Raw genomic sequence first — 210 nt, forward strand, 5'->3', positions numbered from 1 at the left:
TAATTCCTGAAACCTGTATATTTCCGGAATTATCTAAATTTTTTACATTAAAGTTTCCTCCGGAAAGAACCGCTGCAAGAGAGTTTTTAAAATCCTTTGCCGTTATGTTCCCTGAAGCATTAATATTCCCAGAATTTATCATATCAAGCGTATTCAGGTTTCCACCTGTGTATATGTTTGACTTGTTCTCAACATTCCCATTAAGGTTAA

Annotated in this window: 1 protein-coding gene; it reads right to left on the reverse strand. The window is 34.3% G+C overall.

Annotation, left to right across the window (positions count from 1 at the left end; translation table 11 throughout):
• The coding region (locus tag HMPREF1552_RS12465) for a hypothetical protein (RefSeq protein WP_021743615.1) at window positions 1-210 on the reverse strand (210 nt) is incomplete at both ends.

Source organism: Leptotrichia sp. oral taxon 879 str. F0557, from assembly GCF_000469385.1.
In the GTDB taxonomy this organism is placed as follows: domain Bacteria; phylum Fusobacteriota; class Fusobacteriia; order Fusobacteriales; family Leptotrichiaceae; genus Leptotrichia; species Leptotrichia mesophila.